This is a genomic window from Mycobacterium sp. (assembly GCF_965230835.1).
GTDB lineage: Bacteria > Actinomycetota > Actinomycetes > Mycobacteriales > Mycobacteriaceae > Mycobacterium.
Map to the genome: position 1 here is coordinate 24,861 of NZ_CBDDLW010000001.1, position 23,972 is coordinate 48,832.

At 60.9% G+C, this 23,972-nt stretch carries 19 protein-coding genes; 11 read left to right on the top strand and 8 right to left on the bottom strand.

Annotated features, from left to right (window positions below):
• Positions 1-86: 86 nt before the first annotated feature.
• Both ACO07W_RS00125 and ACO07W_RS00130 read right to left on the bottom strand, forming a co-directional pair.
• Positions 87-1,634, bottom strand: coding sequence for a CHAD domain-containing protein (locus tag ACO07W_RS00125; protein WP_421839984.1), 1,548 nt, complete (start codon positions 1,632-1,634; stop codon positions 87-89).
• A gap of 123 nt (positions 1,635-1,757) precedes the next feature.
• Positions 1,758-2,006 (bottom strand): hypothetical protein, encoded by a 249-nt coding sequence (locus ACO07W_RS00130; protein WP_421839985.1) that lies wholly within the window; start codon positions 2,004-2,006, stop codon positions 1,758-1,760.
• 204 nt (positions 2,007-2,210) lie between these two features.
• On the opposite strand from ACO07W_RS00130, the gene ACO07W_RS00135 reads away from it, so the two are divergent.
• Positions 2,211-2,582, top strand: coding sequence for a heme-binding protein (locus ACO07W_RS00135; RefSeq protein ID WP_421839986.1), 372 nt, complete (start codon positions 2,211-2,213; stop codon positions 2,580-2,582).
• A gap of 36 nt (positions 2,583-2,618) precedes the next feature.
• Here the strand turns inward: ACO07W_RS00135 and panB are convergent, their stop codons facing one another.
• Positions 2,619-3,467, bottom strand: coding sequence for a 3-methyl-2-oxobutanoate hydroxymethyltransferase (gene panB, locus ACO07W_RS00140; RefSeq protein ID WP_421839987.1), 849 nt, complete (start codon positions 3,465-3,467; stop codon positions 2,619-2,621).
• Between the two features lie 143 nt (positions 3,468-3,610).
• Between panB and ACO07W_RS00145 the strand changes: the two genes are divergently transcribed.
• The 8 genes from ACO07W_RS00145 to istB all read left to right on the top strand — a co-directional run bounded on the left by ACO07W_RS00145 (position 3,611) and on the right by istB (position 15,634).
• Positions 3,611-5,002 carry a WS/DGAT/MGAT family O-acyltransferase gene (locus ACO07W_RS00145; RefSeq protein ID WP_421839988.1) on the top strand — a complete coding sequence of 464 codons (1,392 nt, stop codon included), beginning with the start codon at positions 3,611-3,613 and terminating at the stop codon, positions 5,000-5,002.
• A gap of 37 nt (positions 5,003-5,039) precedes the next feature.
• Positions 5,040-6,593, top strand: a complete 1,554-nt coding sequence (locus ACO07W_RS00150) for an alpha/beta hydrolase (protein ID WP_421839989.1) — start codon at positions 5,040-5,042, stop codon at positions 6,591-6,593.
• A 134-nt stretch (positions 6,594-6,727) separates the two neighbouring features.
• Positions 6,728-8,296 carry an alpha/beta hydrolase gene (locus tag ACO07W_RS00155; RefSeq protein ID WP_421839990.1) on the top strand — a complete coding sequence of 523 codons (1,569 nt, stop codon included), beginning with the start codon at positions 6,728-6,730 and terminating at the stop codon, positions 8,294-8,296.
• Positions 8,297-8,397: 101 nt separating this feature from the next.
• On the top strand, positions 8,398-9,738 hold the full coding sequence (locus tag ACO07W_RS00160) for a glutamine synthetase family protein (RefSeq protein WP_421839991.1): 1,341 nt from the start codon (positions 8,398-8,400) through the stop codon (positions 9,736-9,738).
• A 71-nt stretch (positions 9,739-9,809) separates the two neighbouring features.
• Positions 9,810-12,794, top strand: a complete 2,985-nt coding sequence (locus ACO07W_RS00165) for a bifunctional [glutamine synthetase] adenylyltransferase/[glutamine synthetase]-adenylyl-L-tyrosine phosphorylase (protein ID WP_421839992.1) — start codon at positions 9,810-9,812, stop codon at positions 12,792-12,794.
• An 18-nt stretch (positions 12,795-12,812) separates the two neighbouring features.
• Positions 12,813-13,451, top strand: coding sequence for a PaaI family thioesterase (locus ACO07W_RS00170; protein WP_421839993.1), 639 nt, complete (start codon positions 12,813-12,815; stop codon positions 13,449-13,451).
• Between the two features lie 156 nt (positions 13,452-13,607).
• A complete protein-coding gene (istA, locus tag ACO07W_RS00175) occupies positions 13,608-14,843 on the top strand; it encodes an IS21 family transposase (protein WP_421839994.1) in 1,236 nt (411 codons plus the stop codon).
• Positions 14,843-15,634 (top strand): IS21-like element helper ATPase IstB, encoded by a 792-nt coding sequence (gene istB / locus ACO07W_RS00180; protein WP_421839995.1) that lies wholly within the window; start codon positions 14,843-14,845, stop codon positions 15,632-15,634. Before istA ends, istB begins: the two co-directional genes overlap by 1 nt.
• Before the next feature lie 117 nt (positions 15,635-15,751).
• On the opposite strand, the gene ACO07W_RS00185 is transcribed toward istB, so the two are convergent.
• From ACO07W_RS00185 to ACO07W_RS00200, 4 genes are all read right to left on the bottom strand, one after another.
• Positions 15,752-16,087 (bottom strand): nitroreductase/quinone reductase family protein, encoded by a 336-nt coding sequence (locus ACO07W_RS00185; protein ID WP_421840074.1) that lies wholly within the window; start codon positions 16,085-16,087, stop codon positions 15,752-15,754.
• Positions 16,017-16,823 (bottom strand): SDR family NAD(P)-dependent oxidoreductase, encoded by an 807-nt coding sequence (locus tag ACO07W_RS00190; protein WP_421839996.1) that lies wholly within the window; start codon positions 16,821-16,823, stop codon positions 16,017-16,019. The genes ACO07W_RS00185 and ACO07W_RS00190 overlap by 71 nt, the downstream gene beginning before the upstream one ends.
• A 49-nt stretch (positions 16,824-16,872) precedes the next feature.
• Positions 16,873-18,210, bottom strand: a complete 1,338-nt coding sequence (locus ACO07W_RS00195; RefSeq protein ID WP_421839997.1) for an IS256 family transposase — start codon at positions 18,208-18,210, stop codon at positions 16,873-16,875.
• A 64-nt stretch (positions 18,211-18,274) separates the two neighbouring features.
• Complete coding sequence (locus ACO07W_RS00200; RefSeq protein ID WP_421839998.1) at positions 18,275-18,691, bottom strand: nitroreductase/quinone reductase family protein; 417 nt, start codon at positions 18,689-18,691, stop codon at positions 18,275-18,277.
• A gap of 588 nt (positions 18,692-19,279) precedes the next feature.
• On the opposite strand from ACO07W_RS00200, the gene ACO07W_RS00205 reads away from it, so the two are divergent.
• Positions 19,280-19,684 carry an MmpS family transport accessory protein gene (locus ACO07W_RS00205; RefSeq protein WP_421839999.1) on the top strand — a complete coding sequence of 135 codons (405 nt, stop codon included), beginning with the start codon at positions 19,280-19,282 and terminating at the stop codon, positions 19,682-19,684.
• Positions 19,681-22,509, top strand: a complete 2,829-nt coding sequence (locus ACO07W_RS00210; protein WP_421840000.1) for an RND family transporter — start codon at positions 19,681-19,683, stop codon at positions 22,507-22,509. The genes ACO07W_RS00205 and ACO07W_RS00210 overlap by 4 nt, the downstream gene beginning before the upstream one ends.
• 67 nt (positions 22,510-22,576) lie before the next feature.
• On the opposite strand, the gene ACO07W_RS00215 is transcribed toward ACO07W_RS00210, so the two are convergent.
• Positions 22,577-23,389, bottom strand: coding sequence for an SDR family oxidoreductase (locus ACO07W_RS00215; protein ID WP_421840075.1), 813 nt, complete (start codon positions 23,387-23,389; stop codon positions 22,577-22,579).
• Between the last annotated feature and the right edge of the window lie 583 nt (positions 23,390-23,972).

The following is a 23,972-nucleotide window of genomic DNA, read 5'->3' on the forward strand; positions in this document are numbered from 1 at the left end:
CGGCCACAACCTGAAAGCGCCAATCCGAGGGCGCGCGATCAATCACACAGCCGGTCAACGGACAATATTGACAGTTCCGTTCTGGCTTAGCGTCGTGCGTGGCGCGCCGACTTGTCTAGCTTGCGTAGGGCGGCGTCGAGTTGCTCACGGCAACTGTCAGCCAGGTCGGCTTCCCGTTGATAGAGCAGGCCGTAAGTGAACGTGTCCTCTCCCGCAGCATGCGCTGCATTGGCTTCGTGAATCAGGCGCTCCCGGCTGACCACGCTGTCCTGATGGTCGCCGAGTAACGTCTGAATGGCTTTAGCCTGCTGGGACACCTCTTTCGCTCCGGTCGCTGCCGCGGTGTAGCGCAGGCGCTTGGCGCGCTTACGGATCTGGTGTAGCGCCTCGTTGTGCTGTGCGCCATCGTCCGGGTCGCCTTGAGCGGCGGCGTTCGCCGCCTTTGCGGCCTTTCGGACCCGCCTGTACGCCGCTTCTATTCCCACCGGGGCCACCGGTTCGACTGCCTGGCCGGAACTGGCGGCCGGGCGTATAGCAACCATTTCGTCGAGAGCGTCGAGGAGCCGGAAATAGCGTTGCGATCGCATTGCGACCAACGAACGGCGCAGCCCTGTTTGATAGCGGCGTTGTGCGTCGTTGACCAGACGTTCCCGAACCCGACCACGCACCAACGCGGGTGCGAGCCGATTCAGTTCGCACTGGTAACGCTCGCCGAGCACCTCCGCGTCGCGTGCCACGCCGAGGACTCCGGCCAGCTCGCGAAGTTCGTCGATGACCCACGCGTTGTCGGACAGTCCGAACAAATCCTGAGACTCACGGAGCAGACTTCGGATCTTGCGTATGGTGACCCGCATCTGGTGTACGGCATCATGGGCGTCGGCACGCACCGCGCGATCCCATGCCAGCAGCTCAGCTACTTGTTGGGCCACCGCACGGTGTACTGGGTCTGACGGTTGCGTGCCGGCGGGCGCAGGCTTCACGTTGAGCACCCGCGCCAGCTTGGATCCGTGCCCCGCCGGCGAACCGCCCGCATCGAGCAGCCGGTTGCTCAGCCGATCCAGTAGTTCCCGGTCGGCTGAACCGTTTGATGCCACGATTTCTAACTCCCATTCGCGCCACTGTTGCGCGGCCGGGTCCGAGTCGGAGCTATCGCACTTTGTGCTGGACCGGGCGGTAACGCGATCGTTGCAGAACTCGGCTACAGCGACGCCGCGGCCGTCGTACAACACTTGGCTTTCGCGCTCGGTCGTGATCTGGGCGACCGGTTCAACCGGTCGGTCACGAACAATCGCAAGCACGACATCGAGCAACTCTGTGGGCGCGGTGTTCCCAGCAGCGCCGCCGCATGGGGCAAGCGGCATTCTCAACTCCGTGCGGGCGTCGGGTCCAGCCGGCAGTTTGAGGTGCCAACCGGGGTCCTGGCCACCGGTGCGGCGGCGCAGGGTGACCCGGTTGCGCGCCAGGTCTTGTGCGGGCGTGTCGAAATACACCGCATCCAGCGATTGGACGGGCAACTTTTCGACGCGGGCCACCGCTGCGATGCCGTCGAATGACGGCGGCACTGTGGATTCGACGGCGTCGAACTTGCGCTCCACCTCCAGCTGACGCGACGCTTTTGACGCTTTTACAGGCATTGCCGCCTCCGGTGAAAACACGCTGCCACGATGCTGGGCGGTCGTGTGTGGTCGTGTCGCTGTGGCTGTCTCCGCAGCGGGTCTGGCTGGCGCTCGCCTCGGACATTCGAGGCCGAACTCACCTTAGGGCGGTGGTGGCGGCGGATAGTCTTCGGGCAGCGGGGCGTAGTAGCCGGGTGGCGGGGCATAGCGGGAAATGGCATCGGCGACATTGGCGCACCCAATCACCGAAACACGCCGACCCACGTTGACGCACACATCGGCTTGGGCAACGCCTGTAGACCGCACTATAGCCGTAGCCCCGAAACCCAGGGCAAACGTCGACAAGATCAGCAGAGCCAATAGGTGCCTGGTCCAACCGTGTCGCTTCATCCTCGATCTCCTCCCTAACACCACCGAGTCGGTGTCGCAGTTCGGCGGGCGGACTGAGGATTGGAGTATATCGACCAAAGGGTATCCAGCCGGTCGTACGGGTTGGGCTTGTTTGGTCGATGCCAATCACCTAAACCGCATATCGTCTTCGGCATCAGCGACCGCTGCGGCTCGGCTGTCAGATATCTGATGAAGGAGCTTTCCATGATATTTGTTGGTTGTTTCCCATCCCGCATCGTTGCTGGTGGAATAGTCGCCGCCGCGTTGAGCGCAACCACGTATCTGGGTTCGACCGGCTTGGCATCTGCCGAACCCGCGCCGGCAGCGCCGAACTGTACGGCTGCCGACGTGGCCGGGGTGTCGGCAGGCGTTGCTGCGGCCACATCCGTCTACTTGTTCACACATCCTGAAGTCAACGACTATTTCACCAGTTTGAAGGGCCAGTCGCGCGGGGATATGCGCGATCAGCTGCAGCAGTACATGGATTCTCATCCGCAGGTGCACGCTGAACTTCGGGGCATTCGTCAGCCCTTGACCGATCTGAAAAACCGGTGCGGCGAGATAGTCGCAGACTGAAGATGGCGCTGGACGCCCGGCGATTCGGATGCGATTTCAGAAGCAGTGTTCGTCAGCTGGAAATACGCCGCCGGCTACTTCGTCCGCGTATTTCATTGCTGCACTTCGCAGTTCACTGGCAATGTCTGCGTATCGCTTGACGAATCGGGGGGGTTTACCGCTGCTCATGCCGGCCATGTCCTGCCATACCAGGACCTGGCCGTCACAGTTGGGACCGGCTCCGATCCCGATTGTGGGAATGGTGAGCTTGCCGGTGATCTGGGTGGCCAGCTCGGCCGGGACCATCTCCATCACGACCGAAAACGCTCCCGCCTCGGCGACGGCGATCGCGTCCGCGATCGTTTGTTCCGAAGCGTCACCGCGGCCCTGCACCCGGAAGCCACCCAAACTGTTGACGCTTTGCGGGGTAAAGCCGATATGGGCCATCACCGGGATGCCCGCGGCGGCCAGGCAGGCGATCTGCTCGGCTACTCGCTCACCGCCCTCAAGCTTGACTGCGTGCGCGCCGCCCTCTTTCATGAACCTGGTGGCGCTGGCTAGCGCGGCAGCAGGTCCAGCTTCGTAGCTGCCAAATGGCAAGTCGGCGACTACCAAGGCGTTCTGCGCGCCCCGCGCTACGCCGCGGACGAGCGGGAGCAGCTCGTCAATCGAAACGGGCAGCGTGGTGTCATAGCCGTAGACCACGTTGGCGGCTGAATCACCGATCAGCAGAACCGGTATGCCGGCCTCGTCGAAGATTCGGGCGGTCGTGTAGTCGTAGGTCGTGAGCATGGCCCACTTTTGGCCTTCGGCCTTCATTTTCTGAAGGTGGTGGGTGCGGATCTTGGTCCGGGGCGTGGCAGGCGGGTTGGATGGGCCAGGCCCATAGATATTCTGCTCAGACATCACTGTCCTTAAGGGATGGTCGGGTCGATCCTCGTGGCCCTCAGGTCTAGCGCTGGTGGGTCCCCGGGTTCGTCTGACCCCAATAGTCTGCCATCTGTTCCGCGCGGGTGCACCACGCGCCCCCATCCGCATACCATCGACACATGCAGCGGCTCAGTGGGCTCGATGCCAGCTTTCTGTATCTGGAAACCTCCACTCAGCCTCTGCATGTTTGCTCGATCATGGAGTTGGATACCTCGACAGCGCCGGGCGGCTATACCTTCGACCGCTTGCGTGACGCGTTGTCGCTGCGGCTCAAGGCGATGCCGGAGTTCCGCGAAAAGCTTGCCAACAGCCCCCTGAACCTCGACCATCCGGTCTGGGTGGATGACAACAACTTCAGAGTCGATCGGCATTTGCATCGCATCGGGTTGCCGCCACCTGGCGGGCGGGCTGAATTGTCGGAGATCTGCGGTCATATTGCGTCGTTACCGCTGGACCGCAACCGGCCGCTGTGGGAGATGTGGGTCATTGAAGGTGTGGCGGGCACTGACTGCCATCGCGACGGCCGGGTGGCGCTAATGGCCAAGGTTCACCATGCTGGCGTGGACGGGGTGACAGGGGCCAACCTTATGTCGCAGCTGTGCACCACCGAAGCCGATGCGCCCGCCCCCGATCCGGTGGACGGCGTCGGCGGCGCCAGCGGCTGGCAGATCGCTGCTGGCGGACTATTGAAGTTTGCCGGCAGGCCACTGCAGCTGGCCAACATGGTGCCGGAGACGGTGTCCTCGTTGGTCTCGACACTGCAGCGGGCGCGTGACGGCCGGACTATGGCGCGCCCGTTCACTGCGCCGAGAACCGCATTCAACGCCACCATCAGCGGCCGCCGAAACATCGCCTACGCCGAGCTGGATCTCGAGGACATCAAGACGGTGAAGAATTACTTCGGAGTCAAGGTCAACGACGTGGTGATGGCTTTGGTCTCCGGGGTGCTCCGGCAATACTTGGCTGACCGCAAAATCTTGCCTGATTCGTCGCTCGTCGCAATGGTGCCGGTGTCGGTGCACGGAAAATCTGATCGTGCCGGGCGCAACCAGGTTTCGGGAATGTTTTCCAGTCTGGAAACTCAAATTGTCGACCCGGTCGAGCGTCTGAAGGCTATTGCCGAAGCTAATTCCGTTGCTAAGCAACATAGTTCAGCAATCGGTGCCACGCTCTTGCAGGATTGGTCAGAGTTCGCCGCGCCGGCGGTCTTCGGTGCCGCGATGCGGGTCTATGCCCGGACCCGGTTTACCGAGAGCCTGCCGGTGCACAATCTGGTGATCTCCAATGTGCCGGGTCCGCAAATCCCGCTTTACATGTTGGGCTGCGAGGTCAAGGCGATGTACCCGCTAGGGCCGATCTTTCACGGCTCAGGACTCAATATCACCGTGATGTCGCTGAACGGTAGTCTCGACGTCGGGCTCATCGCATGCCCAGAACTGCTGCCGGACCTGTGGGAAATGGCTGACGAGTTTGCCCGTGGCATGGAAGAACTGGTGGCAGGGACCCGGTAACCACGGTTTTCCAGCGATCTCTGGCAGCATAGAAGGTATGGGCTTTTTTCGCCGCGACAAGATCGCGCGCATGCTGCTGATCTGGACCGTGATTGCCGCCGTGGCGATGGTTCTCTCGGGCTGCATCCGCGTGGTCGATGGGCGCGCGCACATGTCCGAGCCGAAGCTGGGTGAGCCGATTGAGTGGAAGCCGTGCCGATCCCTCGGCGGGGTGGAAATCCCCGGCGGTGCGCTGTGCGGCAAGCTCGCCGTGCCGGTCAACTACGACCGTCCCGAGGGCGCCGTGGTGTCGCTAGCGATGATTCGTTTTCCGGCGACAGGAGACAAGATCGGTTCGCTGGTAATCAATCCGGGTGGCCCCGGTGAATCCGGCATCGAGGCCGCGTTGGGCGTTTTCCAGACATTGCCCAATCGGGTTCACGAGCGGTTCGACCTTGTTGGGTTCGACCCCCGTGGGGTGGGGTCTTCGCGGCCGGCGATTTGGTGCAACTCCGACGCGGACAACGACCGGCTTCGCGCCGAGCCTCAGGTTGACTACAGCCCGGCAGGCGTGGCGCGAACGGAGAACGAAACCAAGCAATTTGTCGGTCGCTGCGTCGACAAGATGGGCAAGAACTTCCTGGAGAATGTCGGGACGGTCAACGTCGCTAGGGATCTGGATGCCATCCGCGCGGCGCTAGGTGACGATAAATTGACCTACCTCGGCTACTCCTATGGCACGCGGATCGGCAGCGCCTACGCCGAAGCCTATCCACAGCGGGTACGGGCGATGATCCTGGACGGTGCTGTCGACCCCAACGCCGATCCCATCGAGGCGAACTTGCGCCAGGCCAAAGGATTCCAGGAAGCATTCAACGACTATGCCGCCGACTGCGCCAACGACTCGACCTGTCCGCTGGGCACTGACCCGGCTAAAGCGGTTGATGTCTACCACAGCCTGGTTGACCCGCTGGTCGACCCTGACGACCTTACGGTCAGCCGGCCGGTACCGACGAAGGACCCGCGCGGGCTGAGCTACAACGACGCGATCGTGGGCACCATCATGGCGCTGTACTCACCCAATTTCTGGCACCACTTGACCGACGGGCTGGCAGAGCTAGTAGACCATCGCGGAGATACGCTGCTTGCTCTGGCCGACATGTACATGCGACGCGATGGTAGCGGGCATTACTCCAATGCCACTGATGCGCGAGTGGCGATCAATTGTGTTGACCAGCCTGCGATTACCGATCGTTCTAAGGTCATCGAGGAAGACCGCCGAGCACGTGAGGTTGCGCCGTTTATGAACTACGGCAAATTCACTGGCCACGCGCCACTGGGTACCTGCGCATTCTGGCCAGTCCCGCCGAGCAGCAAGCCGCATACCATCTCGGCTCCCGGCTTGGTGCCGACGGTTGTGGTATCGACCACGCATGATCCGGCGACGCCCTACAAGGCCGGAGTTGATTTGGCGAGTCAGCTTCGCGGCTCCCTGCTGACCTTCAACGGTACCCAGCACACCGTGGTGTTTCAGGGCGACAGTTGTATTGACAACTACGTGACGGCGTATCTGATCGGCGGCACGACACCGCCCAGCGGTGCCAAGTGTTAGCGTTGCGCTAGGCGCCGATGCGGCCCGCGCTCGGCGCGGCGCGGCGGAGGCTTGCCGTTCTCCGGTACGTGCCGATTGACTAGAGATCAAGGCGTGACCATTTCGCGCCGCCACAGGTATTAGAGAGTGAGACGATGGCGGCCATGTGGCGCCTGAGACAGTTGAGTTTGGCGCTGGTATCGGTAGGGCTGTTGTTGGCCAGTCAATCTGTGGCAGCACCGCTTCGGGCCAGCGCGACACCAGAACCCGATGCCGGTCAGAACACCAACCCAGTGCCGGCGGTCGTCGCGCCGCCCCAAGCCTGGGGTTCGTGCAGCGGATTCATCGGAGACACCCGCGTCATCCCGACCGCGCAGTGCACGACGGTGTCGGTCCCGATCGACTACGACAACTCCGGTGGGCCACAAGCCAAGTTGGCGCTGATTCGCGTTCCCGCGACTGGTCAGCGGATCGGTTCGTTGCTTGTCAACCCCGGGGGGCCCGGGGCGTCTGCGGTCAACACGGTCGCCTCGATGGCGCCAGCTCTGAAAGACACCGACCTCACTCGCCACTTCGACCTGGTGGGCTTCGACCCAAGAGGGGTCGGGCATTCGACGCCTCTGCTGCGCTGCCGCACCGACGCCGAATTCGACGCCTACCGGCGAGAGCCGATGGCCGATTACAGCCCGGCTGGCGTTGCGCACATCGAGCAGCTCTATCGACAATTAGCGCAACAGTGTGTCGACCGCATGGGCCCGGGATTCCTGGCTCACGTCGGCACGGCATCGGCCGCTCGCGACATGGATATGGTTCGTAAGGCACTGGGCGACGATCAGATCAGCTATCTCGGATTTAGCTATGGCACGGAGTTGGGGACTGCCTACCTCGAGACGTTCGGCACCCATGTGCGAGCAATGGTGCTCGACGGCGCGATCGACCCGACCAGGGGCCCGATCGAAGAAAATGTCAACCAAATGGCCGGATTCCAGACTGCCTTCAACGACTATGCCGCGGACTGCGCCCGCTCGGCGGCCTGCCCATTGGGCACCGATCCGGCCCAATGGGTCAACCGTTTCCACGCCCTTGTTGATCCGCTGGTTGACAAACCGGGACCGACCTCGGATCCCCGTGGATTGAGCTATTCCGACGCAATCACCGGCACCATCAACGCGCTCTACACTCCGCAGCGGTGGAAGTTTTTGACTAGTGGTCTGCTTGGACTGCAGCGCCGCACTGACGCAGGCGACCTGCTGTTGCTTGCAGACGACTACGACGGTCGCGACAGCGCCGGGCACTACAGCAACGACCAGGACGCGTTCAACGCGATCCGTTGCGTCGACGCGCCAACGCCGACGGATCCGGCCGCCTGGGTGGACGCTGACCGGCGGTTCCGCCAAGCCGCGCCGTTTGTTAGCTACGGGCAGTTCACCGGTTATGCGCCGCGTGATCTTTGCGCAGTGTGGCCGGTCCCGGCGACCTCGGCGCCGCACGCCGCCGCGCCGGTCGCGCGGGGTAAGGCCATCGTGGTCTCGACCGTGCACGACCCGGCCACCCCATATCAGGCCGGGGTGGACCTGGCTCGCCAACTTGGTGCCCCGCTGATCACCTTTGACGGCACCCAGCACACCGCGGTGTTCGGTGGCAACCAGTGCATCGATACCGCAGTGCTCGGCTACCTGCTCAATGGGACGCTGCCGCCGCCGAATCTGCGTTGCCGGCCTTAGGTCGACCCCGGCTCGCCAGCCGCCCACTTCGGAAGTCCCGAGAGGCCGCTGGCCGAACCCCGGTTACACAGAATTAATAGGACTTGCATAGTGTTCGAGGCATGGATCGACAGAAGGAATTCGTCCTCCGCACTCTTGAGGAGCGCGACATCCGGTTCGTTCGGCTCTGGTTCACAGATGTGCTGGGTTTCCTGAAGTCGGTCGCCATCGCGCCGGCCGAACTCGACGGCGCCTTCGAGGAAGGCATCGGATTCGACGGATCCTCGATCGAGGGATTCGCGCGGGTATCGGAATCCGACACGGTTGCGCACCCCGATCCCTCCACCTTCCAGGTGTTGCCGTGGTCGACCACCTCCGGCTACCACCACTCGGCGCGGATGTTTTGCGATATCACCATGCCCGACGGTTCGCCGTCGTGGGCTGACCCGCGACATGTCCTTCGGCGGCAGTTGACCAAGGCGAACGAACTCGGTTTCTCGTGCTATGTACATCCGGAAATTGAGTTCTTCCTACTGAAGGCTGGGACCGAGGATGGGGAGGTGCCCATCCCGATCGACAACGCGGGCTATTTCGATCAGGCCGTGCATCAATCCGCCTCGAAGTTTCGCCGGCACGCGATCGACGCCCTGGAGTTCATGGGAATTTCGGTTGAGTTCAGTCACCATGAAGGTGCACCTGGCCAGCAGGAGATCGATCTGCGGTTCGCCGACGCGCTGTCCATGGCCGACAACGTGATGACTTTTCGCTACGTCATCAAAGAAGTCGCACTCCATGAAGGGGTGCGGGCGACGTTCATGCCTAAGCCATTCGGCCAACATCCTGGCTCGGCGATGCATACACATATGAGCCTTTTCGAAGGGGACGTCAACGCCTTCCACAGCGCCGATGATCCGCTGCAGCTGTCGGATGTCGGCAAGTCGTTCATCGCCGGGATACTTGAGCATGCCTCTGAGATCAGTGCGGTCACCAATCAATGGGTCAATTCCTACAAGCGGCTCGTTCTCGGTGGCGAAGCGCCCACCGCTGCCTCGTGGGGGGCTGCCAATCGATCAGCCCTGGTACGCGTGCCCATGTACACACCGCACAAGACGTCGTCGCGGCGGGTCGAGGTGCGTAGCCCAGACTCGGCATGTAACCCTTACTTGGCGTTTGCCGTCCTGCTAGCTGCCGGCCTGCGCGGAGTCGAGAAGAACTACGTGCTGGCTCCGCAGGCCGAGGACAACGTTTGGGACTTGACGCCCGAGGAACGCCGAACGATGGGATACCGCGAGCTGCCGTCAAGTCTGGACAGTGCGCTGGGCGCCATGGAAGCCTCAGAGCTGGTCGCGGAAACCCTGGGGGAGCACGTTTTTGACTTCTTCCTACGGAACAAGCGCCGAGAGTGGGCCAACTATCGCAGTCATGTGACTCCGTTCGAGCTGAGCACCTACCTCTCGCTTTAGCGCGCCTGGCGCGCTGCTAACCAACAGGGATCGCCAGTCGGTTCGGCGACATTTCATTGTGCGCTACGGTCGTGATCGTGACCAAGCCCGCGACGCAGCGACCCAAGTTGCCCAGTGTCGGCCGGCTCGGATTGATGGACCCGCCCGCTGGTGCGCGTCTTGACCAGCTCGGTTGGACGGGAAAGGACGACCAGGCATACGTCGATCGGCTGTGGTCGCTGTCGCGCGCCGCAGATGCCGACGCCGCGCTGCGTGCAATGGTCCGCCTGTCCGAGAACCCAGAAACCAGCTGGGACGAACTGAACGCGGCGCTGCTCACCGAACGGAGCCTGCGCGGCCGGTTGTTCGCGGTTCTGGGTTCGTCGTTGGCGCTGGGTGATCATGTGATCGCCCATCCGCAGTCCTGGAGGTTGCTGCGGGGCAGGGTCACGCTGCCGTCCCGCGATCGTCTGCATCAGGCATTCACCCAGTGCGTTGAGCAGGCGTCGGGCGCGCCGGGCTCGGTTGTGCACGAATTACGTGCTCTGTACCGCGATCACCTTCTGGTGCTGGCGGCGCTTGACCTGGCCGCGACGGTCGAGGACGAGCCGGTGTTGCCCTTTACCGTGGTGGCCGCGCAGCTGGCGGACACAGCCGATGCCGCGCTTGCCGCAGCGTTGCGGGTGGCCGAAGCGAACGCATGCGGTGATCGGACACCTCCGCGTCTGGCGGTCATCGCCATGGGAAAGTGCGGCGCCCGCGAACTCAATTATGTCAGCGATGTTGACGTGATCTTCGTTGCCGAGCGCGCCGACGCACAGAGCGCACGCGTCGCAAGCGAGATGATGCGGGTGGCATCGGAAGCGTTCTTCGAAGTAGATGCCGGGCTGCGCCCCGAAGGCCGTAGCGGAGAGCTAGTGCGCACGCTCGATTCGCACATTGCCTACTACCAGCGGTGGGCTAAGACCTGGGAGTTCCAGGCTTTGCTGAAAGCCCGGGCGGCAGTTGGCGATGTGGAACTTGGCGAGCGCTACGTGGCCGCGGTGATGCCGATGGTATGGAGAGCCTGCGAGCGCGATGACTTTGTGACCGAAGTCCAGGCAATGCGGCGCCGCGTAGAGCAGCTTGTTCCGGCTGATATCCGTGACCGCGAACTCAAACTCGGTAGCGGTGGACTACGGGATGTGGAGTTCGCAGTGCAGCTGTTGCAGCTGGTGCACGGCCGCAGCGACGAGTCGTTGCACGTGGCTTCCACAGTGGATGCGCTTGCGGCGTTGAGCGCCGGCGGTTACGTCGGACGCGACGATGCGGCGAACTTGACCGCCTCTTACGAATTCCTTCGGTTGCTGGAGCACCGACTGCAGCTGCAGCGGCTCAAGCGCACCCATGTGCTGCCCGAAGCTGATGACGCGGAGGCGGTGCGGTGGCTTGCGCGCGCGGCCCATATCCGCCCGAACGGCCGGCTCGACGCTGCCGGGGTCTTGCGCGAGGAACTCAGGCATCAGAATGTTCGAGTCTCCCAACTGCACGACAAACTCTTCTATCAACCGTTGCTCGAATCGATCGGTCCAGCTGGTCTGGAAGTTACACACGCGATGACCTCGGAGGCCGCGGAACGTCAGCTGGCTGCGCTCGGCTACGACGGGCCAGAGACCGCGTTGAAGCACATGTCGGCGTTGGTCAACCAAAGCGGGCGGCGCGGGCGGGTGCAGTCGGTGCTGTTGCCAAGGCTGCTGGACTGGATGTCATACGCTCCAGATCCCGACGCCGGGTTGCTGGCCTACCGGCGCCTTAGCGAGGCGCTGGCCATGCAAAGCTGGTACCTGGCAACGTTGCGCGATAAGCCTGCGGTGGCCAAACGCCTCATGCATGTGCTGGGCACCTCGGCTTACGTGCCGGAGCTGTTGATGCGCGCACCGGAGGTCATCCAACAGTATGGGGACGGGGCGTCTGGTCCTAAGTTGCTCGAGACCGACCCGGCGACAGTGGCTCGTGCGTTGATCGCCTCGGCGAGCCGCTACGGTGACCCGATTCGAGCCATCGCGGGTGCGCGCACGCTGCGCCGGCGGGAGCTGGCGCGCATTGGTTCCGCAGATCTGCTGGGCCTGCTTGAGGTGACTGAGGTGTGTTGCGCACTCACGTCGGTGTGGGTCGCTGTGCTGCAGGCAGCGCTGGACGCGATGATCCGGGCGAATCTTCCCGAAGACGGCCGCGCACCGGCAGCGATCGCGGTCATTGGTATGGGCCGTCTGGGCGGTTCGGAGCTCGGTTACGGATCGGACGCCGACGTGATGTTCGTCTGCGATCCGCGCAGCGGTGTCAGTGACGCGACCGCAGTCAAATGGTCCACGTCGATCGCTGAACAGGTTCGCGCGTTGTTGGGTACGCCCACCGTCGACCCGCCGCTAGATCTCGATGCAAATCTGCGGCTGGAGGGGCGCAACGGTCCGCTGGTTCGCACGTTGGCCTCGTACGCGGCTTACTATGCCCAGTGGGCTCAGCCCTGGGAGATTCAGGCCTTGTTGCGTGCGCAAGCCGTTGCCGGCGACGCCGAGCTGGGGCAGCGGTTTCTGCTGATGGCCGACAAGACGCGATATCCGACCGATGGCGTATCAGCCGAGGCGGTACACGAGATCCGCCGCATCAAGGCTCGCGTCGAATCCGAGCGGTTGCCGCGCGGCGCTGACCCCAACACCCACACCAAGCTCGGTCGTGGCGGACTAGCTGACGTCGAATGGACTGTGCAGTTGATGCAACTACGGCACGCGCACCGTATTCCGGCCCTGCACAACACCTCGACGTTGGAATCCCTGGACGCTATCGCCGCGGCCGACCTGGTTCCCGAAGCCGACGTGGGGGTGCTTCGGCAGGCTTGGTTGACTGCCACCCGGGCTCGTAACGCCTTGGTGCTGGTTCGCGGTAAGCCCACCGACCAGCTTCCTGGACCCGGACGCCAGCTCAACGCGGTCGCCGTTGCCGCAGGCTGGCCAGATGATGACGGTGGTGCGTTCCTGGACAACTATCTGCGGGTGACGCGGCGAGCCAGGAAGGTTGTGCGCAATGTGTTCGGCAGCTAGGGCGGGAGGCTGGTCAGGTTGGACGCCACGTTTGAGGCACTAGGTGAAGCGGAGCTCAACCGGGTGACATCGACGTACGCTCCGCTTACCGATGCTGTCCGGGATCTCATCGATGCCACCATTCGCACCCAGGCTGACGACGACCTCGTCGCCGAGGCGCGGACGGCGATCGAAGCGGTGAGCCGATCGCTGCGCAGCCAGCGCAACCGGCCAATCGGCGTGAGTTATCACGCTGACGGCCGCCCCGTGCCGTTGGGTAACGCCGCCGTTGGCCTGTGCAACCCGATAGCCCCGCCGATGGTCATTCATCATGACCACGATGCCGAAGACGGACGGTGTTGGAGTGAGTTTGCCCTGGGGGTGGCCTACGAGGGTCCGCCGGGCTTGGTGCACGGCGGTGTCTGCGCGTTAGTGCTCGACCAGATCCTCGGCGCGGTTGCCAGCGAGGGACTGACCAAGCCACGGTTCACCGGAACGATCACCGTGCGCTACCTGCGTGGCACCCCGCTGGGGTCACTTCGGGCTGAGGCTTTCGTCTATGGCACCGAAGGTGCCAAAGTATTCGCCCGCGGATCTATTTCGGATGCAACGGGAGTCACAGCGGAGGCCGAAGGGATCTTTGTGGAGCCGGCGTGGTCGCGGGAAGCTCGCCGCTGACCATCGCCATGGCGACCACAGCGGTCTCACCGGAAATCCCCGGCGCACCATTGGTGTTTGATGCTGTCGGCGGCAACTGAATACTGACCAGTGGGCGGCAATTGAAAATTGACCAGCTTCCTAGAGTGCCTTGGCTATGTGTCAAGGAGGAGGCAGGTGTTGAACGTGGAGGATTGGGCTGAGATTCGCCGGTTGCGCCGGTCGGAGCAGTTGCCGATTGCCGAGATTGCGCGGGTGATGGGTATTTCGCGGAATACGGTGAAGTCGGCGTTGGCTTCTGATGGGCCGCCGAAGTATCGGCGTGCGGTGAGGGGTTCTGTTGCTGATGAGGCCGAGCCGCGGATTCGGGAGTTGTTGGCGGCCTATCCGCGGATGCCGGCGACGGTGATTGCTGAGCGGATCGGTTGGTCGTATTCGATCCGCACACTGAGTGGGCGGGTGCGTGAGTTACGGCCACTGTATTTGGCGCCGGATCCGGTGTCACGGACGACGTATGTGGCCGGTGAGGTCGGGCAGTGTGACTTCTGGTTTCCCGATGTTGTGGTGCCGGTGGGGTATGGCCAGGTTCGTAGGGCGGCGACGTTACCGGTGTTGACCATGGTGTGTGGGTATTCACGGTGGGCTTCGGCGCTGTTGATTCCGACACGCGCTGCCGAAGACTTGTATGCCGGTTGGTGGCAGCATCTTTCGACGTTGGGTGCGGTTCCACGGGTGTTGGTGTGGGATGGTGAGGGCGCGGTCGGGCGGTGGCGGGCACGCCGACCAGAGTTGACCCCGGCATGTCAGGCTTTCCGCGGGACCTTGGCCACCACGGTAGGGATCTGTAAACCCGCTGATCCTGAGGCCAAGGGTCTGGTTGAACGGTTCCATGACTATTTGGAGCGGGCGTTTTTGCCGGGGCGGGTGTTTGGCTCCCCAGCCGATTTCAACATCCAGTTGCAGGCCTGGCTGGTGGGGGCCAACCACCGCCAGCATCGGGTGCTGGGATGCCGGCCAGCAGATCGCATCGCCGCCGATACCGCAGCGATGCTGGCATTGCCGCCGGTTGGGCCCAGCATCGGATGGCGACGCTCAACGCGGTTGCCTCGCGATCATTACGTGCGCCTCGACAGCAACGATTACTCGGTGCATCCGGCCGCGATCGGCCGCCGTATCGAGATCATCGCAGATCTAAACCGGGTGCGGGTCTGGTGTGACGGCACGCTGGTCGCCGACCACGACCGGATCTGGGCCAAACATCAAACGATCAGCGATCCCGAACATGTCCAGGCCGCGAAACTGCTGCGGCGCAAACGGCTCGAGGTTGTTGGTCCACCGCATCACGTGGAGGTCGAACAACGCCGTCTCGCTGATTACGACGCCTTGTTGGGCCTTGACGGGCCGGTGGCGTGATGGCTGCCAAGACCGCGACCAGCAGCCGTGATGTCACCGCCGAGCTGGCGTATCTGACCCGGGTGTTGAAAGCCCCGACGCTGCGTGAGGCCATCGAACGTCTCGCTGAGCGCGCCCGAACCGAAGCGTGGAGCTATGAAGAATTCCTCGCGGCGTGTCTGCAGCGTGAGGTGTCGGCTCGGGAATCTCACGGCGGCGAAGGGCGCATCCGCGCTGCCCGCTTCCCATCACGTAAATCGTTGGAAGAGTTCGACTTCGATCATGCCCGCGGTCTCAAACGCGACATCATCGCCCATCTGGGCACCCTGGACTTCGTCACCGCTAAAGACAACGTGGTGTTCCTCGGCCCACCAGGGACCGGCAAGACCCACCTGGCGATCGGGATTGCGATGCGCGCTTGTCAAGCAGGTCACCGCGTTGCGTTCGCGACCGCTTCGCAATGGGTTGATCGTCTTGCTCGCGCCCATCACAACAGCACCCTGCAAGCCGAATTGGCGCGGCTGGCCCGCTACCCCCTGCTGGTTGTCGATGAAGTCGGCTACATCCCGTTTGAACCCGAAGCCGCCAATCTGTTCTTCCAACTCGTGTCGTCGCGTTACGAACGGGCCAGTCTCATCGTCACCTCGAATAAGCCCTTCGGGCGGTGGGGCGAAGTGTTCGGCGACGACGTAGTCGCCGCCGCCATGATCGACCGACTCGTCCATCACGCCGAAGTCATCGCCCTCAAAGGAGACAGCTACCGCATCAAAGACCGAGACCTCGGCCACACCACCACAGCCGAGGACCAATGAAACCAAGCTGGTCAATTTTCGATTGCCGAAACCTGATCAGTTTTCACTTGCCGTTGACAGATGCGAGACGGGGACCGGCGCGCTCGAACAGTCGACAGAACTCCCGCGCCAGCGGTATTAGCTGGCTAGATCGTAGGGCTCGCAGATTACCAGTGGGATCACCCGGTTCGTAGCTTCTTGATAGCCATGGTATTGCGGGTACATCCGCAGGAACTGCGGCCAGTAGAAACGGTGCTCCTCGGCTGCGTCCAGATGCCGGTGTAAAAGGCAGGGCCAGTTTCGCTCCGCTGTTAGCATACGGGCGTCTGGTTCGGCGGCAGGTCGATTCGCGGGTTGGGGGTTGTACGGGCCGGTCGTGGTTCGTGCGCCGGCGATGTTTGGGCTATGAGGGCGCTGGTGGTTGTTTCTGCGTGGTCGAGGTGGCGACCGCAGGCGATTCGGGACGCTGACCAGTGGCGCGACGCGATGCCGCGGTGATGAGGGTGCGCTGCCAGTCGGGTGGGACCGCAGCGAAGATTCCGCGGTCGATAGTGGCCAGCGCCTGTGCAGCGACCTCGGCGGGGTCGATGCCGTCGGTGGACATGCCTGTCGAGACCAGGGCGGGGCAGATCATGCTCACGCCGATCGGCGTGTCGGCCAGTGCCAGCGCGGTGTGTTCGGCCACGGCCACGACGGCGTGCTTGGAGGGTCCGTAAGCGCCGCCGCTGGGAAAGGTCAGCACCCCAGCCAATGAGCCGGTGATCAGGATGTGCGCGGGCTGGTTCGCGGCCAGCAGTCTGGGTACGAACGCACGCAAGCCGTTGACAACGCCACCGACGTTGACCGCGAACACCCTGTTCCAGTCAGGAGCGGCCACTTCCCACGGAGCACCAAAGCTCCTACCGGTGATTCCGGCGTTCAGGCACACGACCCGGGCGTCGCCGGCGGCTTCAGCGAGCGATTCGACCGCATCCGGCATGGCAACGTCAGTGGGAACCGCTTGTGCCCCCAGTGACTGCGAAACTTCGCTCAATGTGACGGTGTCGATGTCGGCGAGCACGAGGTTGGCTCCACGGTCGGCCAGTGCATGCGCCAACGCGCGCCCGATGCCACTAGCTGCGCCGGTCACCACCGCTGTCATCCCATTCAGATCCACATTGTGCAGGCTATCGACCACGGCCACGCCGCCGTGGCAAACGGTTTCCCTCACCTCCCCTTACTGGGACCGGGTGGGCGTCGTCACGCGTGCGTGCGCCTCGCTACGCCGTGGCGGAGACGGGATCTGCCTGGCCGGTAGGTGCTTGACTTTGAGGCGGTCGCAGTTGGCGGGGTGAGTCGAGCAGGGATCGGCGTAGGTCTTGCAGCAGTCGGGTGCCGACCGGTGTCATGGTGAGGCCGCGCCAACCGGCCGAGGCGCGGTCGAGCACGGCCCACACCAGGCTGATGGCGCTGGTCTCGCCGGGGAATCGGCCAATGACCTTGGTCCGTCGCTTAGTTTCTCCAAAGGAGCGCTCAATGAAATTTGAGTGCCGAACGCGGCCATGGTGTTCAACCGGAAACCGCAGATAGGCGGTCAGCCCTGCTTTGTCGGTGAGCAGGATCCGCATAGCCGCCGGGTAGAGGTCGGAGTATTTAGCGGCGAACGCCTCGATCCGCTTGTCGACGATCTCAACCAGCTGCGGTCCCGGCTCGATACCCAGGCCGGTGGTATCAAAAATCGCCCAGTATCTGTCACGGACCTCGACTTGCATCCCGGTGGGGATCTTCGCAAGCACGTTGCGAAGGCGATGAATAAGACATCTCTGGCGCAACGCTTTTGGGTAGATTTGTTCGATGGCTGCGATCAGTCCCTTGGCGCCGTCAGAGACGATCAGCAGCGGAGTGGCAAGACCGCGTTCGCGCAGGTCGGTCAGGAAGTCGGACCACGCGTCGGTGGACTCTCCGGTCCCGGGTGACAATCCGACGAACACGGGTTTGCCCTCGGTGGTGACGCCCCAGGCGGCGAGCACAGGCTCGGCCGGCGACCCGGGATGCATCCGAAAGAAACTGGCGTCCAAAAACAGGTAGTCCAGAGCGATCTCACCGAGTGGGCGACGAGCCCACGCCTGGTATTCGGCCCGGATCGCCTTACAGACTTCCGAAACCGCGGACTTGGAGATCGCCGCCTGATCGCCGAGCGCTTCAGCGAGGGTGGCCTTGACATCCCGGACGGACAGGCCGCGGATGAACGAGGCGATCACCAGCGTTTCCAGGGCGTTGGTTTTCGTCACATGCTTACCGAACAGCCGAGAGGCGAACGCTTGCATGGTGCCACGCAGTTTCGGCCGCTCCAAGGTGACCGCACCTGTGGTGGTCTTGATGGTCACCGGCCGATATCCGTTGCGCGAACCGCCGTTAGCGTCGGCACAGGCGGCGGTACGTTGGTAGCGTTCACGACCGAGGAACTCGGTGACCTCAGCCTCCAGGGCCGCCTGCATCAGTAGCTGGGCGCCGAGGCGGGCGATTTCTTCAAGGATTTCAGGCAGTTCCCGATCCTCGGCGAACAGGGCGTCGATTTTGGTGCGGATACGGTCGGTCGCTGATACGCGGACAGGCACGAGCGTGACTCCTTCTTCGCAGACTTGCAGGTCGTGAAGCGGAACCTACGCGCGTGCTCCCTATTTACACCGGATCCCGGACACGACCGTGCTCCTCTGCATCGGCATCGCGGGCAACGAGCGGCCGGCGTTCGGAGCCGGTTTGCACCTCTACCTTCGGATTTGCCCGAATGTTGTTATACCACAAAGGGTTTTTCTCCCTGCCCATGAACGAGGCCGGAAAAATAACCCGGTCGCCGTCACGAAGATGGAGCATCGGAGTGGTACGTGGCAGACCGGTCTTGCGTCCAGTAGTGGTTAGCAATGCCACCGGAATGACTGCTGAGGGAAGCCACAGCAGCTTGGCGCCAACTTTGCCATTAGTACGCCGGTACAGCCATGTGTGTGCACGTGCAATTAACTTGATAACAAAGATAGCAAACTTGGAATTACGGATCCAATGTTGGTCGTGATCGGTCTCGCTGCCCAATAAGTTCAACATGATTAGTAGCCCCGTACACTAGAGTATAAATTCGACATGGAAACAGACGCGGCTATTACGACTGTGGATGACATTAGCTTGAAGATCGCGTAAATTACAGCTCGTAATTGCCGTGCCGGCCGAACCCGGCAATCAGCTCAGCTTCGATGCCGCGCCGGGCCGATATGGTCCGAATCGCCCTGCTGCAGAACCTATCATCGGCGGGAAGTAGCTGTCCAAGCTGGATGGGTGTGACTTTTCGCACACGATATTGCATATCTTTTCGCACACGATATTGCATATCGTTGAAATGCGTCGCTGGGCTAAGATCGAGAACAGCATCCAGCAATGCCCAGGGTTCGTTGCCTCATATTCTTTCGTTTGACGTGCCCTGACGCGGAAGGCGTCTAGTCGCCGTGTCTCATACTGAGATATCGGGAGTGCGCGTTCATGGCGATCGTGATAAACCTGTCACATTACGCAAACATGATTATTCATCTCACATAGAGCTACCAATGAGTAGATGGTTAAAATGCCGCGGAGCCCGATTATGCGTTTAGCGCAGCTCAAGGGGGACTAACAGTGATCAGAATTATCAAAAAGACGTGGATGCCGTTCATCATCGTGGTTGTGGTGGCTATCGCTGGATTCACCGTGTCCCGAGTTCGTGCGTACTTCGGTGCCCAAGACGCTACGTCGGTGACCAGTCCGACGGCCGATCGCATTGCTCCATTCAACCCCAAGCATGTGACCTATGAGATCTTCGGTCCCCCTGGTGCTGTGGCGACTATCAACTACCTGGATCTAAATGCAGAGCTGCACACCGTGGACAACACTCCGTTACCGTGGTCGATTACATTGACGACGACCGCGCCCGCGGTCTTGTCGAACATCGTGGCGCAGGGCGACAGTAACTCTATTGGCTGTCGCATTATCGTCGACGGACAAGCTAAGGACGAGCGGAAGAAAAGCGGAGTGAGCGCCCAGACCTTCTGCCAAGTGAAGTCGGCATGAGCGGCAAGGAATCAAAGCCCTCTTTTGCTTCGCGCACCACCAGGCAGTACGCCGTTCCCATCGTATTGTTCTGGGTGGTGATTACTGCCATCCTCAATGTCGTTGTGCCGCAACTAGAAGCGGCAGGAAAAGCGAATTCGGTATCCATCAGCCCAAGCGATGCGCCTTCGCTACGAGCGATGAAACACATCGGCCAGGTGTTCAAAGAGTTCGACTCGGACAGTGCCGCGATGATCGTTCTGGAAGGTGATAGGCCTCTGGACGACGGTGCCCATCGTTTCTACGACGAACTGATCAAGAAGCTTGATCGAGACACCAAACACATAACGCACGTCCAGGACTTCTGGGGGGATCCGCTCACTGCAGGAGGAGCGCAAAGCGTCGACGGCAAGGCCGCGTATGTGCAGGTATTTCTGGCGGGTGACCAGGGGGAGTCGCTAGCCAATGAGTCAGTCGATGCGGTCAAGCATATTGTGGACAACACCCCGGCGCCGCCGGGCGTGAAGGCCTATGTAACTGGCCCCGTGGTTCTCGTCGCAGATATGAACGAAAGCGGCGACCGAAGCATTCTGCTCATCACCGTTGTCACTGGCTTGGTGATCATGGCCATGCTGCTCTTGGTCTTCAGATCTGTCGTCACCATGATCCTTGCCCTTGTCATGGTGGGGCTGGAGCTGTCTTCTGCGCGGGGAGTTGTCGCGTTTCTTGCGCATTTCAACGTGATCGGCTTGTCGACGTTCGCGGTCAACCTAATCGTCGCCCTGGCGATGGCCGCTGGAACTGACTATGCGATCTTCCTCATTGGCCGCTATCAAGAGGCGCGCCAAGCCGGCGAAGATGTCGAGACTGCCTACCACACCATGTACGGTGGAACCGCCCACGTTATTTTGGGTTCTGGGTTGACTATTGCCGGTGCCGCATTCTGCCTAAGCTTCACCCGGTTGCCTTACTTCCAAACTATGGGTGTCCCGTTGGCAACAGGGATGGTCGTGGTCGTTGTGGTGGCACTCACCATGGGTGCTGGCATGATCGCCATCGGCAGTCGTTTCGGTCTTTTTGAGCCGAAGCGGATGATCAAGAGTCGTGGCTGGCGCCGCGCCGGCGTTGCAGTCGTTCGGTGGCCCGGGCTGATTCTGGCGGCAACATGTGTCATCTCGGTCGTCGGCTTGATCGCGCTGCCTGGCTACCAGCAGAATTACAACGATAAGAACTACGTGCCGGCTGAAATCCCGGCTAACGTTGGATATGCGGCTGCCGACCGACATTTCTCGCCGGCTCGGATGAATCCCGAATTACTATTGGTCGAAACCGACCATGACCTGCGCAATCCCGCGGATATGCTCATCATCGACAAAATAGCCAAATATGTTTTCCATGTTCCCGGTATTGCGCGGGTGCAAACTATTACAAGGCCTTTGGGGAGCCCGATCGAGCATACATCTTTGCCGTTTCAGATCAGCATGATGGGGGTTACGCAGTTTGAGAATATGAGCTATATGAAAGAACGTATGGCTGACATGTTGAAAATGAGCGATGGCATGCAGCGGATGATCGACAGCATGGAAAAGATGTCGGCGCTTTTGCGAAAGCTCAATGGCACAACCCAATCGATCGTCGGCAAAACTAGGCAAACGGCAACACAAACCAAGGAACTAAAGTCTTATGTCGCGGATTTGAAGAAGTTCTTTGGTCCAGAGAGGGACGGTAGCTCCGCTGAACCGCAATGTTTCAGTGCCTCCGATTGCTCGCAACTTCGTTCCATGCTGGCCAGCCTCGATACTGTAGATGCTCTCAGCAATAACCTCGCTGGTCTCACGGGGGATATGGGAAACCTGAAACACGCAATGCCGCAGATGCTGACGCTTCTGCCGCCGATGATCGGGACCATGAAGACGATGCGGACAACGATGCTGAAGATGCATAGCACATTTTCGGGGCTGATGGACCAGATGGGCGCCATGCAGAACGATGCAACCGCAATGGGTCGGGCATTTGACGCCGCTAAGAACGACGATACCTTCTACCTGCCACCTGATGTTTTTAAGAATCCCGATTTCAAGCGTGGCCTAAAGATGTTCGTATCGCCTGATGGCAAAGCCGTTCGGTTCATCATCTCCCACGAAGGCGATCCCGCTAGCGCCGAGGGAATATCCCACGTTGACGCCATCAAGAGTGCCGCCAAGGAAGCTATCAAGGGCACTCCATTGCAAGGGGCCAAGATAGAACTGGCTGGCACCGCCGCGACCTACAAAGATATGCGGGACGGCTCTACGTGGGACTTGATGATCGCTGGAATATCCGCGCTTACGCTGATCTTTATCATTATGCTGATCATTACACGTAGTATTATTGCTGCGGCTACGATCGTCGGTACTGTCGTGGTATCGCTGGGCACATCAATTGGACTTTCTGTGCTGATCTGGCAGCACATTCTCGGCATCGAATTGCATTGGATGGTGCTGGCGATGTCGCTGATAATACTATTAGCAGTGGGCTCCGACTATAATCTTCTGCTGGTGTCCCGCTTCAAAGAAGAAATTGGTGCCGGATTAAATACCGGTATCATTCGGGCAATGGCTGGTTCAGGTTCGGTGGTGACTTCAGCTGGTCTGGTATTCGCATTCACCATGGGGTCGATGCTGGTTGGCGATCTGCGCATCATCGGGCAGATCGGCACGACCATTTGCCTCGGGCTATTGTTCGACACGCTCGTGGTGCGGGCATTTATGACGCCATCGATCGCAGCACTTTTGGGGCGTTGGTTCTGGTGGCCACAGAATGTTCGAACTCGGCCGGCTTCACCGCTGCGCCGGACGCCTGCCTAGCACGTGTTAGACAGCTGTCTAACACGTGCTAGTGGCGTGCACGCTTGATGCGACCGTCATGCTGTGATCAAATCAGCTGCTTACGTTCGATTTTCGCGAAGAGGCGTCGTGGCATCAGCCGCATTACCTGCATAAGAAATATCCAGGGCCACCGTGGTACGACTGCGCGTGCTGGCTGTGCTTCGATGGCGTCAACAAGAGCTTTGGCGCCATCGGTGTTCTTTGTCATGAGCATGGTGCCACCATTGCTGCTATCAAGGAGCTCTGACTCGATGTACCCCGGCTCAATAACCGATATTTTGATCGGCGTTCCAGCGTATTCGGAAAGCAAGGACTCGCCAAGTGAACTTAGCCCTGCCTTGCTGGCCGCGTAAGCGGCATCCCTGCCGGGTACACCCCTGACGCGGGTAACCGAAGATATCAGCACTAGATGGCCTTTATTGACTTCGGAAAATATCCCTAGCGCAGCTTCGATTTGCACGAGCGCGGCAACAAGGTTGGTTTCGAGTGTTTCCTTGTTGGCTACCACATTGCCAGATCCCAATAATGCTCGTCTATTTACGCCAGCGTTAACGATAATCCTGTTTATTCCGCCAATTTCATCGTTCAGTTCGGTAAATACTTTTGGTATCTCGTCGTGGTCGTTGACGTCTAAACCCGCGACAGCGATAACCGTGCCGGGGTAGAGTTGTGTAAGCTCAGTTTTCAGCTCTTCCAGTCGATCGACACGGCGGGCGCATAACGCCAAATGATAGCCTTTGGAAGCGAATATTCGAGCCATTCCAGCGCCCAGACCGGAGCTGGCGCCGGTAATAAGAACCTTTCCCCTGGGGGCTGGTAATGCGGGATCAAAGTATGATTCTGAATCTGCGCGCGTCACGCGGGATTTAAATGCGGTACTGCTCAACAATGTTGCTGCTGTTAATGCTACAGGAAGTGGGGATAGGGTTGGCCGTATTTTGCGATGCGATTGGCGGATCGGTACGGATTCGTCGCGCTTAGCGGATTGCCTGGAAAAAGGGAAAAAGTTTGAATTATGAATCCACGTTCGAGAGCTTTCAGTCATGCCGCCCAGTATAGCCGAACCGCGTGCCAACAGGGCCCGAAAAATAGGGTAGCAAACCTCACAGTCATGGCGCCGAAGGTGTCGAGGCGTGACCCTCCGGTTAACGATATATGAATCGTAAGTTAGGTTTACTCGAGGGAAAATTATTGGCAGATTTGATTGTTAATCGTGCGGATTGGGTTGTTTGACTAGGCGTGCGGAATTATGCAAAACGATTGTCCAAATCGGGTCTGTCTTGCTATTTTATATCGCGTAAAATATATCCCTCTCCGACGGCTATATACCGATTTTTCTGGGCCTTTATCTCGATTGAATATCGCCTAATATGTCGGGTGGCCGCATTTTTCCGGGGCTATCTAAGGTTCTCATATCGTGTGCAACTCGAAATCACTTCGCG

Bases quoted from the DNA above. Each gene is read 5' to 3' on its own strand.
- ACO07W_RS00130 (WP_421839985.1), bottom strand. From the start codon at position 2,006: ATGAAGCGACACGGTTGGACCAGGCACCTATTGGCTCTGCTGATCTTG.
- ACO07W_RS00145 (WP_421839988.1), top strand. From the start codon at position 3,611: ATGCAGCGGCTCAGTGGGCTCGATGCCAGCTTTCTGTATCTGGAAACC.
- ACO07W_RS00150 (WP_421839989.1), top strand. From the start codon at position 5,040: ATGGGCTTTTTTCGCCGCGACAAGATCGCGCGCATGCTGCTGATCTGG.
- ACO07W_RS00155 (WP_421839990.1), top strand. From the start codon at position 6,728: ATGGCGGCCATGTGGCGCCTGAGACAGTTGAGTTTGGCGCTGGTATCG.
- istB (WP_421839995.1), top strand. From the start codon at position 14,843: ATGGCTGCCAAGACCGCGACCAGCAGCCGTGATGTCACCGCCGAGCTG.
- ACO07W_RS00205 (WP_421839999.1), top strand. From the start codon at position 19,280: ATGCCGTTCATCATCGTGGTTGTGGTGGCTATCGCTGGATTCACCGTG.
- ACO07W_RS00160 (WP_421839991.1), top strand. From the start codon at position 8,398: ATGGATCGACAGAAGGAATTCGTCCTCCGCACTCTTGAGGAGCGCGAC.
- ACO07W_RS00200 (WP_421839998.1), bottom strand. From the start codon at position 18,691: ATGTTGAACTTATTGGGCAGCGAGACCGATCACGACCAACATTGGATC.
- ACO07W_RS00210 (WP_421840000.1), top strand. From the start codon at position 19,681: ATGAGCGGCAAGGAATCAAAGCCCTCTTTTGCTTCGCGCACCACCAGG.
- ACO07W_RS00135 (WP_421839986.1), top strand. From the start codon at position 2,211: ATGATATTTGTTGGTTGTTTCCCATCCCGCATCGTTGCTGGTGGAATA.
- panB (WP_421839987.1), bottom strand. From the start codon at position 3,467: ATGTCTGAGCAGAATATCTATGGGCCTGGCCCATCCAACCCGCCTGCC.
- ACO07W_RS00125 (WP_421839984.1), bottom strand. From the start codon at position 1,634: ATGCCTGTAAAAGCGTCAAAAGCGTCGCGTCAGCTGGAGGTGGAGCGC.